Origin of the sequence: Xanthomonas sp. WHRI 10204 (assembly GCF_040202875.1) — a bacterium.
Lineage (GTDB): Bacteria > Pseudomonadota > Gammaproteobacteria > Xanthomonadales > Xanthomonadaceae > Xanthomonas.
Window position 1 is genome coordinate 1,616,974 of record NZ_JBEGDW010000001.1, and the last position, 15,003, is coordinate 1,631,976.

At 64.3% G+C, this 15,003-nt stretch carries 12 protein-coding genes and 2 other RNA genes; 11 read left to right on the top strand and 3 right to left on the bottom strand.

Going from position 1 to position 15,003, the window contains the following annotated elements; genetic code table 11:
• The first annotated feature begins 98 nt into the window (after positions 1–98).
• The 5 genes from rsmD (at position 99) to ggt (ending at position 4,027) form a co-directional block, all read left to right on the top strand.
• Entirely contained in the window at positions 99–722 is a 624-nt protein-coding gene (gene rsmD / locus ABQZ00_RS07075) for a 16S rRNA (guanine(966)-N(2))-methyltransferase RsmD (RefSeq protein WP_323537240.1), read from the top strand.
• Entirely contained in the window at positions 719–1,225 is a 507-nt protein-coding gene (coaD, locus tag ABQZ00_RS07080; protein WP_055851671.1) for a pantetheine-phosphate adenylyltransferase, read from the top strand. The genes rsmD and coaD overlap by 4 nt, the downstream gene beginning before the upstream one ends.
• A 46-nt stretch (positions 1,226–1,271) precedes the next feature.
• On the top strand, positions 1,272–1,769 hold the full coding sequence (locus tag ABQZ00_RS07085; protein ID WP_055851674.1) for a hypothetical protein: 498 nt from the start codon (positions 1,272–1,274) through the stop codon (positions 1,767–1,769).
• Between the two features lie 198 nt (positions 1,770–1,967).
• Complete coding sequence (locus tag ABQZ00_RS07090; RefSeq protein ID WP_115513252.1) at positions 1,968–2,252, top strand: YfhL family 4Fe-4S dicluster ferredoxin; 285 nt, start codon at positions 1,968–1,970, stop codon at positions 2,250–2,252.
• The gene (gene ggt / locus ABQZ00_RS07095) at positions 2,249–4,027 is read left to right on the top strand and encodes a gamma-glutamyltransferase (RefSeq protein WP_323537239.1); all 1,779 of its coding nucleotides are present in this window, start codon (positions 2,249–2,251) and stop codon (positions 4,025–4,027) included. Before ABQZ00_RS07090 ends, ggt begins: the two co-directional genes overlap by 4 nt.
• A gap of 337 nt (positions 4,028–4,364) precedes the next feature.
• Here ggt and ABQZ00_RS07100 read toward each other — a convergent pair whose 3' ends face one another.
• Positions 4,365–4,841: a hypothetical protein gene (locus ABQZ00_RS07100; RefSeq protein ID WP_323537238.1), complete on the bottom strand. Its 477-nt coding sequence runs from the start codon at positions 4,839–4,841 to the stop codon at positions 4,365–4,367.
• A gap of 455 nt (positions 4,842–5,296) precedes the next feature.
• Between ABQZ00_RS07100 and ABQZ00_RS07105 the strand changes: the two genes are divergently transcribed.
• Entirely contained in the window at positions 5,297–7,021 is a 1,725-nt protein-coding gene (locus ABQZ00_RS07105) for a glycoside hydrolase family 9 protein (RefSeq protein ID WP_503064268.1), read from the top strand.
• A 64-nt stretch (positions 7,022–7,085) separates the two neighbouring features.
• On the opposite strand, the gene ABQZ00_RS07110 is transcribed toward ABQZ00_RS07105, so the two are convergent.
• Together ABQZ00_RS07110 and upp are read right to left on the bottom strand one after the other, a co-directional pair.
• Positions 7,086–7,164, bottom strand: a non-coding RNA gene (locus tag ABQZ00_RS07110) — sX9 sRNA.
• A 304-nt stretch (positions 7,165–7,468) separates the two neighbouring features.
• Positions 7,469–8,101, bottom strand: a complete 633-nt coding sequence (gene upp, locus ABQZ00_RS07115) for a uracil phosphoribosyltransferase (protein ID WP_323537236.1) — start codon at positions 8,099–8,101, stop codon at positions 7,469–7,471.
• Between the two features lie 151 nt (positions 8,102–8,252).
• Between upp and ABQZ00_RS07120 the strand changes: the two genes are divergently transcribed.
• The 5 genes from ABQZ00_RS07120 to ABQZ00_RS07140 all read left to right on the top strand — a co-directional run bounded on the left by ABQZ00_RS07120 (position 8,253) and on the right by ABQZ00_RS07140 (position 14,690).
• Complete coding sequence (locus ABQZ00_RS07120; protein ID WP_323537235.1) at positions 8,253–10,814, top strand: TonB-dependent receptor; 2,562 nt, start codon at positions 8,253–8,255, stop codon at positions 10,812–10,814.
• Positions 10,814–11,932 (top strand): phytase, encoded by a 1,119-nt coding sequence (locus tag ABQZ00_RS07125; protein WP_323537234.1) that lies wholly within the window; start codon positions 10,814–10,816, stop codon positions 11,930–11,932. Before ABQZ00_RS07120 ends, ABQZ00_RS07125 begins: the two co-directional genes overlap by 1 nt.
• The gene (locus ABQZ00_RS07130) at positions 11,929–13,308 is read left to right on the top strand and encodes a purple acid phosphatase family protein (protein ID WP_323537233.1); all 1,380 of its coding nucleotides are present in this window, start codon (positions 11,929–11,931) and stop codon (positions 13,306–13,308) included. Before ABQZ00_RS07125 ends, ABQZ00_RS07130 begins: the two co-directional genes overlap by 4 nt.
• Positions 13,309–13,648: 340 nt before the next feature.
• A non-coding RNA gene (locus tag ABQZ00_RS07135) (sX9 sRNA) lies at positions 13,649–13,724 on the top strand.
• Between the two features lie 258 nt (positions 13,725–13,982).
• A complete protein-coding gene (locus ABQZ00_RS07140; RefSeq protein WP_323537232.1) occupies positions 13,983–14,690 on the top strand; it encodes a glycosyltransferase family 32 protein in 708 nt (235 codons plus the stop codon).
• The last annotated feature ends 313 nt before the right edge of the window (positions 14,691–15,003 follow it).

A 15,003-nucleotide genomic window follows, 5' to 3' on the forward strand; every position in this document is an offset into this window, starting at 1 on the left:
CAGCGGTATCATGGGCGGCCATCGCCTGCATTCCGACCCATGCTGCCACTTGCGCCACCTGTGTTACGCCGTCGTCCGCCTGCCACAGGCGCGTTGCGATGAGCCGCCCGGCACGGCCGGCGCCGCGTGGCGCCGAAGGCCAGGTGCGCATCGTGGGCGGGCGCTGGCGCAACACGCGGTTGGCGGTGCCTGACCTGCCGGGCCTGCGCCCCAGCAGCGACCGCGTGCGCGAAACGGTGTTCAACTGGCTGATGCCGCGGCTGCGCGGGGCGCGTGTGCTGGATCTGTTTGCCGGCTCCGGCGCGCTGGGGCTGGAGTCGGTCTCGCGCGGGGCCGCGCATGCCACGCTGATCGAGCGCGACCCCGGCCTGGCGCAGCGGCTGCGCGAGCACGTGACCAAGCTGGAGGCGGCCGATCAGGTGCAGGTACTGCAGGAAGACGCGCTGCGCTGGCTGGAGCGCGCGCCTGCGGCCCTGTTCGACATCGTCTTCGTCGACCCGCCGTTCGCGGCCGGTCTGTGGCCGAGCGTGTTCGAACGCCTGCCCGCACATCTGGCCGCCGAGGCCTGGCTGTATCTGGAAGCGCCGGCCGACCTGGCGCTGCAGCTGCCGGCCGGTTGGCACCTGCACCGCGAGGGCGGTACCCGGCAGGTGCGCTATGCGCTGTATCGCCGGGCCGCTGCTACACTGAACGGCGATCCGACCCCGGTAGTTTCCGTATGAGCGTGGCCAACAGCCGCACCGCCGTCTATCCCGGTACCTTCGACCCGATCACCAATGGCCATATCGACCTGGTGAACCGTGCCGCGCCGTTGTTCGAGCGCGTGGTGGTGGGCGTGGCGTACAGCCCGTCCAAAGGCCCGGCATTGCCGCTGGAAAAACGCGTCGCGCTGGCACAGGAGGCATTGGCGGCGCACAAGAATGTGGAAGTGCGCGGTTTCGATACGCTGCTGGCGCATTTTGTGCGCGACATGCATGCCGGCGTGCTGCTGCGCGGCCTGCGTGCGGTGTCCGACTTCGAATACGAATTTCAGATGGCTAGCATGAATCGTCATCTGATCCCGGAAGTGGAAACGCTGTTCCTCACTCCGGCCGAGCAATACAGCTTCATTTCGTCGTCGCTGGTGCGCGAGATCGCGCGGCTGGGCGGCGACGTTTCCGGCTTCGTGCCGGCCTCGGTGGTCGAAGCCTTGCGGCAAGTGCGCGAGTCCCGCGCGCAGGCCTGATCTCATCTGTCGTTCCATCACCACGCTTTTCAAAGGGAGGAGTTTCATGAAACACACCATGCGCGCTCTGGCGCTCGCTTCGATCGCCGCTCTGGCGGTCACCGCCTGCAAGAAAGAAGAGCCGGCGCCGACCGCCGCTGCCGCTCCGGCAGCGCTGAAGGCCCCGGCCAAGGACGACAACGCCGGCTGGAAGAAGTACCTGCAGGAAGTGGTCGGCCAGAACCTGGGCGCCACCACCAACAGCCCGTTCCTCTACTACTTGCCGCCGGAGTCCGATGCCGAGTTCGCCGGCAGCTACGAGCGTCAGCTGGAAAGCGTCAAGACCGCGCTGGCGCGTGGCGTGCAGCCGGGCAACATGCTGGCCTTCGGTTCGTCCGCCTCCACCAAGATGGCCGACCTGATCGACGCCGCGTTCAAGGACGTGCAGCCGGATTCGATGAAGGGCGTGCGCGTGCTGTTCATTGGCGACGCCGCCGAGAATGCGCGCGTGCAGACCATCGTCCAGCCCAAGGGCGCGGAATACACCTTCGTTGAAGCCAAGTAATGCCGTATCAGGCCGGATGCGCGGGAGGGCGCACCCGGCCGCGGCGTGGAAACGCACCATGCTGCTGAAGTTGCACTCCCTCGTAGCCGGCCTGTCTGGGCCGGCTTTCGGCAACGCCCCCGGCGTTGTCGTCCGGCTCGCCCGCGCGGTTTGCGCCTGCATGCTGCAGCGCGCTGCGCCCCGATCTGCGGAGCTGCCATGTCGCTGAAGATCAATGCGCTGTGCGTCAATTGCGACGTCTGCGAACCGGCATGCCCGAATCAGGCGATCTCGATGGGCGAAACCATCTACGTGATCGATCCGGCACGCTGTACCGAATGCGTGGGCCATTTCGACGAAGCGCAATGCGTGGTGGTGTGCCCGGTCGAGTGCATCGACCCGGATCCGGAGATTCCGGAAACCCATGATCAATTGCTGGCCAAGCTCATGCAGCTGCAGCGCGATCATCCCGAACTGTACGAACAGGAGCCTCCCGTCCCGTGAGCACTTTCTCCCAACGTTTTTCGATACGCGGCCTGCTGTTGCTGGCCTTGGTGCTGGCACCGCCGGCCTGGTCTGCGGATGGCGCCAAGCCTTCCGCCGGCGCGCCCGCTGCAGTCGCCGCGCATCCGCCCGGTGCGGCGGTGGCCAGCGGCCATGCATTGGCCACCGATGCCGGGCTGCAGATCCTGCGCGAGGGCGGCAACGCGTTCGATGCGGCCATTGCGGTGTCGTCCACGCTGGCGGTGGTCGAGCCGATCAGCTCGGGCCTGGGCGGCGGTGGATTCTTTCTGCTGCACGATGTCAAGACCGGCAAGGACGTGATGCTGGACGCGCGCGAATACGCGCCGGAATCGGCCACGCCGGAAAAATTCCTCAATAAGCAGGGCGAACTGGACCGCGACCGCTCGGTCAACGGGCCGTGGTCGGCCGGCATTCCCGGTCTGCCCGCCGCGCTGGTGGAGCTGGCGTCCAAGCACGGCCGGCTGCCGCTCAAGCAATCGCTGGCGCCGGCGATCCGCATCGCCACCGACGGCTTCCCGGTGTATGCGCGCATGGCCAAGGGCTACGCCTCGCGGCGCGAAGTAATGGAGCGCTATCCCGGGACGCGTGAGGTGTATTTGCGCGGCGGAAAACCCATTGCCGAAGGCGACACCTTCAAGCAACCCGAGTTGGCCCATACCTTGAAGCTACTCGGCGACAAGGGCTTTGACGGGTTCTACAAGGGCGAGACCGCCAAGAAGCTGATCGCCGGTGTCAAGCAGGCGGGCGGGCATTGGACTGCGGCGGAGCTGGCCGGTTACACGGTGAAAGAGCGCACGCCGATCCAGTTCGATTATCGCGGCTGGAAGATCACCACCGCGCCGCCGCCGTCCTCGGGTGGTATTGCGCTGGCAGCCATGCTGCAGATTCTGGAAGGCTGGGACTTGAACAAGCTCGATGACGTGCATCGCACGCATCTGGTGGTGGAATCGATGCGCCGTGCCTACCGCGACCGCACCTTCTTCCTCGGCGACCCGGACTTTGTCGACGTGCCGCAGCGCGTGCTGACCAGCAAGGATTATGCGCAAGGCCTGCGTGCCACCATCAATCCGGAAAAAGCCACGCCCAGCGATCTGTTGTCGGGCAACCCCACGCCGTTGGAAGACGACGAGACCACGCACTTTTCCATCATCGATGGCGAAGGCAATCGCGTCGGCGGCACCCAGACCGTCAACCTGTTGTACGGCTCGGGCCTGATCCCCAAGGGCACCGGCGTGCTGCTCAACGACGAAATGGACGACTTTGCGCTGAAGCCGGGCACGCCGAACGCCTTTGGCGTGATGGGCTACGCGGCCAACGCGCCCAAGCCGGGCAAGCGCATGCTCAGCTCGATGACGCCCACCTTCATGGAATCGGCCGACAAGGCGATCGTGCTAGGTACCCCGGGCGGCAGCCGCATCATCACCATGGTGCTGCTCGGCATCCTGGGTTACGACGCGGGGCTGGATGCGCAGGCGGTCAGTGCGTTGCCGCGCTATCACCATCAGTGGTTGCCGGACGTCATCGACGCCGAAACCGACGCGTTCTCGCCGCAGACTGCCAAGGGCCTGCAGGCGATGGGTCACGCGCTCAAACTGCCCGGCGATACGGCAGAAGGCGGGCGCGGGTCCAGCCACGTGTGGGGCAACCTGCAGACGGTGGAATGGGACAAGCGCAGCAATGTGCTCAGCGGCGGCAGCGACCCGCGTAATCCGGTGGGGAAGGCGGAAGTGCAACTGGATGCGGCAGCGCGATAACCCGTCAGGTCCCTTGACCAAGCTGCGGTGAAGTAGGTTGGGCTGATGTGGCGAGTGCGCTTGTTCGTGCCCCTGATCAGGACTGGCGGCATGCTGTCGTTAGTCACACTTCTGCGAGGTGTTCTGGTCTCCACTTGATGCAATCACCGCATGGTGATTGCATCAAGTGCGGCCACGGCACTCTTGAGCCCAGCAGCAACGCGTAGGCAGGCAGCACCTGACAGCATGTGCCAACGGTTCCTAATGTGCCAACGGTTCCTACGCAGCACCTACGCTCAACCGACAACAGCATTTCCTGTGTTGTCGGCTTGCAAGCGCCCACCTGCGGATGAGCAACTCAATTGAGTTTGATGTAGGTCCCTCTGTGCTGCGGGTCGTAGCACAGGGCTCCAGTCAGCGCTTTGCTTGTGGTGTTGCCTGGATCCTGTGGGTAGATGTGACAGGCAGTGTAGGGTGCTTGGGCTCCAGTGAACCTCAAGGTGAAATGCTGGTTGTCATCGGCGGGGCTGGTATGCACCCCGCCATTGGCCAAAATGATGACCTCGCAGACTGCTGCCTGCGCAAGTTCGCATCGACGCAATGTTGCCTGCAACGGCGCTCCGATGGCGGCGTACATGCCAGAGATCCAGTTGTTCTGCACCTGATTGGGGCTGGCATTCCACTGTTTGGATGCCAAGGCGGTCTGGCTTGAGGCTAGTAGCCCGAGCAGCAGCACTATCGGAAGGCATTTCCAGCGCTGCGGATGCTGCGAGCAATGCGGCCCCGGCGCGTTCGGGCTACGAGGAGTCGACGAAATGGTTGGGTGGCTGGTCATCTGTGGTCCTTGGCAAAGAGAGCCCATGCCGTAACACTCGCAATCACAAGCGTCGGGCAGGGCAGTGCGATGGGAGGTGCGGCATTGCCGCAACGCCAATCTAGGCGTGTGGCAATCTGAAAAATTGGGGGAGACGACGAGGCTTGCGGTTGTTTCTATTGAAATTCGCGTGGGACGCCGCGCAGTTGTTTTTCCGCTACGCCAACTGGGTGCGAACGCCGACAGACTGCGATGCAGGCAGCAGAAAATTCGGGTGAATCGCGAGGGTGTCAGCGCGCAGTCGCGATTGCTGTCATCCGGCGATGTTGGCGATCCGTGCTTTGGAGCGACGACACGCCGGCGATGTCGGTGCGTCGCAAGATCTGTTCAGCTGTCCGCATCGCGCGCGCTCGCCCGGGCTTGTGGCAGCACCGACATCCGGCCACCATTGGGCGATGAACAATCTCAATCTGCTGATGATCACAGCCGCCGTCCTGCTTTCCCCCACTGCCTGTTCGGCACAGACCGCTACGGAAAAGACCGGCGGTTCGATCCACGTCAATCAACTCGGCTATCTGCCGGGCTCAGCCAAGTTGGCGGTGGTCGGGTTGCCGCAGGACGCGGCGCCGGGGGCGGACCGTTTCACGGTCGAAGATGCGCAGGGCCGCACGGTGCTGAAAGGCACGTTGCAACCGCCAGCGCTGTGGTCGCCGGCCGGGCAGCAGGCGCGGGTAGCGGATTTCTCCAGCGTGCGTGCGCCGGGCACCTACCGGTTGAAGATCGATGGGTTGCCGACCTCGGATGCATTTCCGATCAACGCGCATGCGTATCAGCCGGTGGTCGATGCCTCGCTGAAGGCGTTCTATTTCAATCGCGCCAGCACCGCGTTGCCGGCGCAGTTCGCCGGGCGCTATGCGCGTGCGGCCGGGCATCCGGACACGCAGGTACGCATCCATCCATCGGCGGCATCGGCCACACGTCCAGCCGACAGCGTGATCAGTGCACCCAAGGGCTGGTACGACGCCGGCGACTACAACAAGTACATCGTGAACTCTGGCATCAGCACTTACACTTTGCTGGCGGCCTACGAGCACTACCCGGCGCTGTTCAAGGCGCAGGCCCTGACCATCCCCAACGACGCGCCCGGCGTACCCGGCATCCTGCAGGAAACCTGGTGGAATCTGGAATGGATGCTGGCCATGCAGGACCCGGCCGATGGTGGCGTGTACCACAAGCTCACCGACAAGCAGTTCGACGGTCTGGTAATGCCCGATCAGGCCAAGCAGCAACGCTACGTGGTGATGAAGGCTACGGCGGCCACGCTGGATTTTGCAGCGGTGATGGCCGCGGCCAGCCGTGTGTATGCGCCGTTCGAAAAGCAGTATCCGGGTGTGTCGGCGCGCATGTTGAAGGCGGCGCGTGATGCCTGGGCGTGGGCGCAGCAGCATCCGGATGTGATCTATCGCCAGCCCGATGACGTGCGGACCGGAGGTTATGACGATGCGCAGGTCGACGACGAATTCGCGTGGGCGGCGGCGGAGTTGTATGTCACCACCCGTGAGGATGGTTTCTACGATGCGATGTTGGCGCGCAATGTGCCGGCCAGCGTGCCGGGCTGGAGCAATGTGGGCGGGCTGGCCTGGATGTCGCTGGCCGCGCATCGCGACACGCTGACCGCGCATGCGGATCGTGCGCGCATCACGGGTGAGATCACCGGTCTGGCGCAGCAGTTGACCGAGCAATGGCAGGCATCGCCGTGGCGCCTGGCCATGACCGACAAGGATTTCGTCTGGGGCAGTAATTCCGCCGTACTCAACCGCGCGATGATGCTGTTACAGGGCTATCGCCTGACCCAACAACGGACGACGCTGGATGCCGCGCAATCGCATCTGGATTACATCCTGGGGCGCAATCCGCTGGGGTTGTCGTTCGTCACCGGGGTAGGCCAGCGCACGCCGATGCATATCCACCATCGCCCCTCGGAGGCCGACGGCATCGACGCGCCGGTGCCGGGCTGGTTGGCCGGCGGCCCGCAGCCGGGCCAGCAGGACGCCAAGGACTGCAAGGTGCCGTATCCGTCCACGTTGCCGGCGCTGTCGTATCTGGATAACACCTGCAGTTACGCGAGCAATGAAGTCGCCATCAACTGGAATGCGCCGCTGGTGTATGTGAGTGCGGCGATCGAGGCCTCGACGCGCTGATGGCTGCCTGAGGTTTCTAGCAAGCTGCACGATCAGGCCGCAGCTCTATCACTGTATTTAGAGCGGCTGATAAAACGTAGCGAGCAGTCGTCAGGTGGGTGCGGGCGGCGCGCTCAGACCCGGAGTGTACGAGATGGGCACATGCCGATTCCAAGCACCGGCCGTGCCCGTCTGGCGGCTGCACAGTCGTTTTGTTAGCTGCTCTTAGTTGCTATCTCATGCGCGTGCGCAGGGGGGGCTGTCCCTTCTCCCCTCGGGAGAAGGTGGCGCGTAGCGCCGGATGAGGTTACGGCGTCGGCAAGAACACTGGCATACCGTACCCTCACCCCAACCCCTCTCCCAATGGGAGAGGGGCTTGCCAAGCTGGTCTTTGACCAATCAGTCACCCGAGCGAGTGACTCGTCGTCCCATTTCAGACTCGGTCGATCCTGAGGCTCCCGCTGCGACTCACTCCACCCGCGTCCCGAAAATCCGGTCGCCCGCATCGCCCAGGCCGGGCAGGATGTAGCCCTTCTCGTTGAGGTAGTCGTCGATGGCGGCGGTGTAGACCTCCACGTCCGGGTGCACGGCTTCCAGCGCTTTCAGACCTTCCGGCGCGGCGACCAGGAAGATGCCCTTGATGCGGCGGGCGCCAGCGCGCTTGAGCATGTCGATGGTGGCGATCAAGGTGCCGCCGGTGGCCAGCATCGGGTCCAGGATCAGCGCGTCGCGTTCTTCCAGGCGGCCGGTCAGGCGTTCGAAGTAGGGCACCGGTTGCAGGGTTTCTTCATCGCGTTGCAGGCCGACCACACTAACGCGCGCAGCGGGGATCAGTGCCAGCACGCCTGGCAGCATGCCAAGGCCTGCGCGCAGGATCGGCACCAGGGTGATCTTGGCGCCGGCGATGCGCTGCACATCGACCGGGCCGGCCCAGCCTTGTTGCACGTGCGATTCGGTGTCCAGATTGGCCGTGGCCTCGTAGGCCAGCAGGGTGCCGAGTTCGGTCACGAGTTCACGAAAGCCCTTGGTGCTCAAGGCGGCATCGCGCAGCAGGCCGATTTTGTGCTGGACGAGAGGGTGGCGGACTTCGACGATTTTCATGGGCAGCGACAGACGGGAGAGGCGCACAGTGTGCCGCAGCCGTGCGTGGCGCTGCCACACATCGGGTGTGATCGCGCTTGCATATGTCATGTCGGTGAAACGTCGCAGACATAGTGTGTGCACCCATTCTTAACCGATTGGGGAAGCACTCGTGTTGAACAAGACTCCGCTCTGCCTGGCGATCACGCTGACGCTGGCAACCGCCGGCTGGGGCCCGCAGGCACGGGCGGCAGAGGCTGCTGCTGCATCCGGCGCAGCCAGCGGTGCGGCGGCCATCGATCTGGAGCGGCTGGAAGTGCGCCCGCAGCTGGAAGCGCAGGAGCGCGCGGTCGATCTCAAGCGCGCGTCCGATGCGATCCAGGATGCAGTGGCCTCCGATGCGATGGGCCGTTACCCCGACAAGAATGTTGCAGAATCCTTGCAGCGCCTGCCCGGCGTCAGCGTCACCCGCGATCAGGGCGAAGGCCGCTTTGTGGTGATCCGCGGGCTGGATTCGTCGCTCAACAGCGTGACCATCGACGGCATGAGCATGGGCACGCCCGAAGACGGCACGCGCTCGGCGCCGCTGGACGTGATTCCGTCCGATTCCACCGAGCGCTTGAAGGTGGTGAAGTCGCCCACGCCGGACATGCCGGGCGATTCGATCGGCGGTGCGATCCAGGTGGAATCCACCTCTGCGTTCGATCGCGACGGGCGCACCCTGCGCGGTTCGATCGAAGGCAGCCATCAGTCGCTGTCGGGTAAGACCAGCCCCAAGGGCGCGTTCAATTACAGCGACATCTACAACGGCACCTTCGGTGTGGCGGTGGGTGTGAACTATCAGGACCGCGAGTTCGAATCGGACAACACCGAAGTGGCGTACGACGCCTTCGCCGGTGGCGCTGCCGACGACCTGTTTGCCGGCGAAGTGCAGCGCCGCAAGTACTTTATCGAGCGCACCCGCATGGGCGCCAACCTCAATCTGGACTGGCGCCCGGATGCCGACAACCGCTACTACCTGCGCTCGCTGTACAGCCGTTTCGACGATGCCGAAACGCGCCAGCGCACCATCTTCGGCCTGGCCGATGGGCAGGTAAGCGCCAACGGCGATGGCACCTACAACGTGGCCGATCTGCCGGCAGACAGCATCGCCAAGCGCGTGCGCTACCGCACCAAGAAGGAAGACAACACGGCGATCAGTTTCGGCGGCGAAAACCGCCTGAGCAGCGCCACGCTCGATTACAAGGTGGGCTACACCAAGACCACCGAGCGGGTGAACGATGAGATGGAGGCGCGCTTCGACTACGACGGCGACGACCTGTCGGCCACCGTGGATCAACGCAGTGGCATCCCGCGGCTGGGTTTCTCCGATAACGGATGGCAGAGCAACCAGGACTTCGTGTTCGACCGCTTCGTGCTGTCACCCAAGACGGTGGACGACAGCGAGCACAGTGCGCAGGTCAATGTGCGCTTCGACGGCGAACATTCCAGCCTGAAGATGGGTGTGCTCGGTCGCTGGCGCGAACGCGATGTGGACGTCAACGAACAGGAACTGCGGCGTGGCCCGGCGATCGATCTGAGCAGCTGGACCACCGCCGCACCGGAGCACCGTGGCGGCACCTTGGGCGAAAGCATCGGTTCGGACGGCATGCGCCGCTACTGGCGTGCGTCGGGTGGTCTGTACAGCGCACGTCCGCAGGAGGTGGGCGGCAATGTGCAGACCTCTCTGCAGGACGACTACACCGCGAGCGAAGACGTGTTCGCCACGTATGCGATGGGTACCTGGGATATCGGCGCGTTGCGCATGATTGCCGGCGTCCGCGTGGAGAACACCCAGTTCAACGCCACCGGTAACCAGGTGGACGTGGCCGAAAACGGCCGCACCGCCACGGTAACGCCGCGCCAAGCCTCCAGCAGCTACACCAATGTGTTGCCGGGCCTGCACCTGCGTTACGACAGCGGCAACGACTGGGTGTTGCGGTTTGCGGCCAACAAGACCTTGTCGCGCCCGTCGTTCGGCGATGTGTCGCCACGCGTGAGCATCAACCGCGGCGATGAAGAAGTAAGCATCGGTAACCCGGACCTCAACCCGTATCGCTCCACCAATCTGGATCTGTCGTTCGAAAAATACATCGGCAGCACCGGGCTGGTGTCGCTGGGCGTGTTCAACAAGTCGATCGACGATTACATCGTGCAGACCCTCAGCACCACCGATGCCGAATTTCCTGGCCTGCAGGTGACACGCTCGATCAATGGCGACACCGCCAAGGTGCGCGGCGCCGAGTTCAATTGGCAGCAGACGCTGGACTTCCTGCCCGAAGGCTGGAACGGCGTGTTGGTCGGTGCCAGCGCCACGGCCCTGGACAGCGACTTCGACCCGGGCCTGAGCAATCGCGCCGGCGACGACTTCATGCTGCCGCGCTCGTCCAAGCGCATCTACAGCGGCCATCTGGGTTACGAAAAATACGGCTTCAGCGCACGTGTGGCGGCGGTGTATCGCAGCGAATATCTGGACACCATCGGCCAGAGCCGCGCGTACGATATTTATGTCGCTCCGCACACCCAGCTGGATGTCAGCATGAGTTATCAGTTCAACAGCCACGTCAGCCTGTATCTGGAAGCGCAGAACCTGCTGGATGAGCCATTGGAGCTGTATCAGGGCGTGCCCTCGCGCACGCTGCAGAACGAAGAGTACGGCCGTACCTATGCGCTGGGCCTGAAGGTGGCGCTGTGATGCGGACCGGCGTGTTGCTGCACTCCACACTGCTTGCGAGCGTGTTGCTGTTGGCAGGCTGTGCGACCAAGCCGGTCGACCGCGAAGCCGACGAAGCGCTGCTCACCGATCCCATGCTCAGCGAGGCGAAGGTGGCGCATGAAGTGGTGCCAGAAGCCTTCATCACTGCATTGACGCCGTCCGACAATCTGGATTCGCCGGCCAGCTGGATCGCGCCCGATGGCCGCCGCTGGGTGATCGCCACGTCCAAGGCCACGCATGCGCTGGTGGTATTCGATGGCGACAGCGGCAAGCGGCTGCGCGTGGTCGGCGGCAAGGGCAAGGCGCTGGGCAAGCTGGATCGGCCCAACGGGATTTCGGTGGTCGATGATCTGGTATTCGTGGTCGAGCGCGACAACCGCCGCGTGCAGGTGTTTTCGCTGCCGGAGTTCAAACCGCTGACCGCCTTCGGCCAGGACGACTTGCGCGAGCCTTACGGGCTATGGGTGCGCAAGCATGACGGCGGCTACGAGGTGGTGGTCAGCGACAACTACATGTCGCCGGCCAACAAGGACCAACCGCCGCCGCTGGCCGAGCTGGGCCAACGCTTCCGTCGTTATCAGTTGAATGCGGCAGGGCAGGGCTGGCAGTCACGGCTGACGCAGAGTTTTGGCGACACCACCGAAGCCGGTGCGGTGCGCATCGCCGAGTCGGTATTCGGCGATGAGGCCAATGCGCGGCTGCTGATTGCCGAAGAAGATGTGGCGGTGGGCACGCAGCTGCGCGAGTACGGCATGGACGGGCGCTATCGCGGGCGCGACGTGGGCGCCGGGCTGTTCAAGGCGCAGGCCGAGGGGTTGACCTTGCTGCAGTGCGCCGATGGCAGCGGCTACTGGATCGCCACCGATCAGTTCAAGGATCGCAGCGTGTTCCAGGTGTTCGATCGCAAGACGCTGGCGCATGTGGGCGCATTCGCCGGCCGCATCACCGCCAATACCGATGGCGTGTGGCTGGATCAACGCGGCGATGCGCGCTTCCCCGGCGGCGTGTTCTACGCGCTGCACGATGACCAGGCGGTGGCCGCGTTCGATTGGCGCGACATCGCACGCACTCTGCGCCTGAAGGACTGCGCACCATGAGCGCTGCGCGTACCGCGTGCTACGCAGCGCTGTCGTTGATGGCGCTTGCCGCTAGCCACGCGCTGGCTGGCGAGCGCACCGCTGAGCCGAATACGCAGGTGCCGGCCGGGTCCACCCATTACGTGGCCGACGGCTTCCCGGACCGCATCGTCGCCACGCCCGCACAGGACGCGGCCACCGGTTTCGCGGTGGCCTGGCGCACCGATGCCAGCGTCGATCAGCCGTGGCTGGAGCTGGTGATCGCCGGCGATTCGCCCGACGTCGGCACACCGCGGCGTCTGCGTGCCAGCACCGCCACGCTGAGCAGTGAAAATGGAAGCTCGCACCATCATCGCGCCGACGTCGACGGCCTCAAGCCCGATACGCTGTACGCCTACCGCGTGCAGGGCCATGACACCTGGGGCGCGTGGAATCACTTCCGTACCGCGGCCACGGCGCAGACACCGCTGACGTTGCTGTATTTCGGCGACACCCAGAACAAGAATCTCAGCCTGGTATCGCGGGTGATCCGCCAGGCCTGGCGTTCGGCGCCGGATGCACGACTGGCGCTGTTTGCCGGCGATCTGGTCAGCGGCAAGGACGGCCAGGACGACAACGAATGGGCCGAATGGTTCGAAGCCGGGCGCTGGTTGCTGGAAGGCACCGCAGTGGCGCCGGCACCGGGCAATCACGAGTACCACGAAGAGGGCGATGAGACCCCGCAGGCCACCCGCATCCTGGGCAGCCATTGGCCGGTAACCTTCGCGTTGCCGCGTAACGGGCCGTCGGCCACTGCGCGCACCAGCTATTGGTTCGACTACCAGGGCGTGCGTATCGCCGTGCTCGATGGCACCTCGGTGCTGGACCTGGGCACCGGGCCGGCGCAGGCGCAATGGCTGGACAAGGTGCTGGCCGACAATCCGCACCCGTGGTCGATCGTGCTGATCCATCAGCCGTTCTTTTCGCCGCGCGCCGATCGCGAGAACGAAAAACTGGTCGAGCAGGTCTTGCCGGTGATCCGCCGGCACAACGTGGATCTGGTGCTGCAAGGGCATGACCACACGTACGGCCGGCGCGGCGACCAAGCCGGGCAGGCCACGCCGGTGTTCGTGGTGTCGGTCGCCGGGCCCAAGCAGTACCGGCTCTCGGACATGGCGCGCAAGACCATGCGCCCGGTGGGCGAAGACACCCAGCTGTATCAGGTACTGCGTATCGACAACCAGCAGCTGGTCTATGAATCGCGCACCGCTACCGGGCGGCTGTACGACGCGTTCGAACTGCAACGCGACGCAAGTGGCGGCAAGCGGCTGGTCGAGCACGAGCAAGGGCGCATCGCACCGCGCGATTGCCCGCGCAACGCCACGCTCAAGGGTCGCGCGGATCGCTGCTGGGAGTGAGTTGAGCAGGCGCCTGAGCGTGAGCGAGCGTGTGACCCATGGCGGTGACGCCATCCCGAAGATGGCGACGTGTGCACTGGCGCGTAAAGCGCCTGCACAGCGCAGCGGCGCCATGCATATTCAACTGAGCGCGACTTCTGCGGGGTCGAGTGGCTAACACCACCACTGCGTTCACCGCCAGGCGGGCGCAGTCGGTACTCGATGTGGCCTATACCACGCGCATACTCTGCATCAGAACGCGCCATCCGTGCGCATCTGATAACTGCGCGTTGCGTTTTAGAGCAGCTAACAAAACTACTGTGCAGCCGCCAGGCGGGCGCGGCCGGTGCTCGGAATCCTCATGTACCACCCGTACACTCCGGTTCCTCCGCGCCGTCCACACCCACCTGACGACTGCTCGCTACGTTTTGTTAGCTGCTCTTATTGGTCGCTCTAAATATGACAAAACGGCGAAGGTTTCATCGGGCATTCGATGGAGTTTATGCGTCGTTTCAAAACTTCGCGGATGCATCGATTCTATCGATGAGAAATGCGATTGATCATCAGGTAATGTGAATTACATCACATCATTAGTGCGACTACGGTTGGCGCAGCTGAGCCGTCAACCGAGTAGCCGATTCGATGCGGTGCTGCGGTGACGGCTCTGGCTCCCCCAGCCCACCGAGTCGCCCCCCATGATTCCCCAATTGATTCACCTGACCGCACCCACCAAGCAATTGCTGTGGGAGGAGCGCCGGGTTTGCGATCGTTTGCAGCGTTTGTTGCCCGGATGGACCTGTCACGTCTGGGACGATGCCGATAACTCTGAACTGATGCGACTTGCGTTTCCCGAGTTTGCCCAGCGCTACGAGCGCATCCGTTTTGGCGTGATGAAAGCGGACATCGCGCGCTGTGCGTACATGCATGCGCACGGCGGTTTCTACTTCGATACCGACTACAAGCTGCTGCGTCCGCTCGGTGCGGAGGTCCTGTCGCAGCAATGCGTGCTTCCCATTGAAGAAGGCACGCCCGACAACGACGACTTCAAGATCGGTAACGCCGTCTTCGGCTCCGAAGCGGGGCATCCGTTCTGGGGCGCGTTCATCGAGCACATTTTCAATGTGCATGCGCCGGAAACGCTGGAAGACCACCGCGAGATTCCAATGATCTCCGGCCCGCGCGGGCTCACCCGCTTCTACAACGCGCATGCCGGGCAGTTCGCCGGCATCGTGTTCCCGCCGCGCAACGCCTTCCACCCGGATCGCACCTGGTTCGGGCTTGGCCATCGTGGTGGCCAGATCGCCGTTGGCTCGCACTTGTGCTGGGCGTCGTGGCGCGGCAAATCGCCACACCGTGCCGTGACCAATTATCTGCGCCGCAAGTTGAGCGCTGTGCCGATCTGATTGGTGCGTTTGTTGTTGCGACACGGCCATCGGCCTGGGCGAAGGCGGCGCAGGTCGAAGGTGTTTAGCCGATTCGCGAAGCACGTTGCTGGCGATTCATGCAAGCGAAAGCTTGCACGCCAGATTGGCTTCGCATTGCACCTTGCAGTTGTTGTGCGAGGGGCGATGGGCGAGGTGAGAGGCGGGCTTCGCAACAGCCTGGCGTCTGCTTGAACGCGGTCGATGCCTTGCGCAACGACCGCCGGTGCCGACCACGCTGCCAAACCAAACAACGCGGCGCAGATGGCAACTCCAACACCCAAGCGGGCAACGC

Coding starts and splice junctions, on each gene's coding strand:
- coaD (WP_055851671.1), top strand. CDS start 719: ATGAGCGTGGCCAACAGCCGCACCGCCGTCTATCCCGGTACCTTCGAC.
- ABQZ00_RS07125 (WP_323537234.1), top strand. CDS start 10,814: ATGCGGACCGGCGTGTTGCTGCACTCCACACTGCTTGCGAGCGTGTTG.
- ABQZ00_RS07130 (WP_323537233.1), top strand. CDS start 11,929: ATGAGCGCTGCGCGTACCGCGTGCTACGCAGCGCTGTCGTTGATGGCG.
- ABQZ00_RS07105 (WP_503064268.1), top strand. CDS start 5,297: ATGATCACAGCCGCCGTCCTGCTTTCCCCCACTGCCTGTTCGGCACAG.
- upp (WP_323537236.1), bottom strand. CDS start 8,101: ATGAAAATCGTCGAAGTCCGCCACCCTCTCGTCCAGCACAAAATCGGC.
- ABQZ00_RS07085 (WP_055851674.1), top strand. CDS start 1,272: ATGAAACACACCATGCGCGCTCTGGCGCTCGCTTCGATCGCCGCTCTG.
- ABQZ00_RS07100 (WP_323537238.1), bottom strand. CDS start 4,841: ATGACCAGCCACCCAACCATTTCGTCGACTCCTCGTAGCCCGAACGCG.
- ABQZ00_RS07090 (WP_115513252.1), top strand. CDS start 1,968: ATGTCGCTGAAGATCAATGCGCTGTGCGTCAATTGCGACGTCTGCGAA.
- ABQZ00_RS07140 (WP_323537232.1), top strand. CDS start 13,983: ATGATTCCCCAATTGATTCACCTGACCGCACCCACCAAGCAATTGCTG.
- rsmD (WP_323537240.1), top strand. CDS start 99: ATGAGCCGCCCGGCACGGCCGGCGCCGCGTGGCGCCGAAGGCCAGGTG.